At 42.9% G+C, this 1191-nt stretch carries 1 protein-coding gene; it reads left to right on the top strand.

Annotated features, from left to right (window positions below; all coding sequences use genetic code 11):
* A partial coding sequence (locus AAEZ02_RS21700; protein WP_249001023.1) for an IS110 family RNA-guided transposase occupies positions 1–941 on the top strand: 941 nt, incomplete at its 5' end.
* Positions 942–1191: the final 250 nt, after the last annotated feature.

The following is a 1191-nucleotide window of genomic DNA, read 5'->3' as shown; positions in this document are numbered from 1 at the left end:
GGTTAATTAACAAGAAAATGTTAACAAGAGCGCAAGTATTAGCTTTCTTTCAAACACACCCATCCTGTTTAGTTGCTTTAGAAGCCTGTGCAACGTCTCATTATTGGGCAAGAGAAATACAACAGTGTGGGCACCAGGTAAAACTTATTCCACCTCAACATGTAAAAGCCTTTTTAATTGGCAACAAAAATGACTATAACGACGCCTTAGCCATTGCTGTCGCGGCTAACCAGCCACATATTAAAAGTGTGGGAATAAAGTCGATAGAGCAACAAGATAATCAAGCACAGCATAAAGCACGCGAGTTGGCGGTTAGGCAAAGAACGGCATTATGCAACCAAATAAGAGGATTAATCGCTGAATACGGTATTGCGTTAACCCAAGGTGTAAACAATATACGTAAAAGTATCCCTCTCATGCTAGATGATGAGGCCTCGCCATTATCAGGGGCGTTTAAAGCCATACTTAGGCAGCTACAAAGCCAATTAACTGCATTAGATACGTGTATCGAAGCCTATAGCCAATTGATTGTTGAAGCAGTAAAGCGCAATGATATTTGTCAGCGAGTTCAAACCATACCAGGATTTGGCCCTATGGTATCGAGTGCTTATTTTAATGAAGTGGGTAATGGCAGTCACTATCGACGAGGCAGGGATGTTTCTGCTTCCTTAGGTATCGTTCCCCGCCAGCACAGTAGTGGGGGTAAAGAGACGTTGCTAGGCATAAGTAAGCGAGGGAATAGTTACTTACGGTGTCTGTTAATCCAAGGAGCAAAGGCTGTGGTATCAAGAGCTGGAACGAAAAAGGATAAATTAAGTCAATGGATAAACCGGCTTGTTCAAACTCGGGGGCATAACCGAGCCTGCGTTGCTTATGCCAACAAAATGGCGAGAATGGCTTGGGCTATTACCGTCTCAGGAGAAGATTATTCAGCAGAATAAGTAAACCGCTCTTCAAAGAATTGCGTGGGTAGAGCAAAACGATGACATAACAGGTAAAACCTGCATATTGAAAACCTGATAACCTCAAAGAGCGAAAAGCCCGACGAGCTGATAAGGACGATATGCGCGTAATACATCGAGGTCAGAAGCCAATAGCTTCATTAAAAGACCGTATATATGACAGCAATCCTGTCCCTGTTATCGATGAGTTATACCTTGCAATACGGGAGGAGACCATATATGAGGTTAA

The organism is Shewanella sp. T24-MNA-CIBAN-0130 (assembly GCF_040310185.1).
Classification (GTDB): domain Bacteria; phylum Pseudomonadota; class Gammaproteobacteria; order Enterobacterales; family Shewanellaceae; genus Shewanella; species Shewanella psychromarinicola.
Note: the sequence above shows the minus strand (reverse complement) of the source record. Positions and strands in the feature narration are given on the sequence as shown.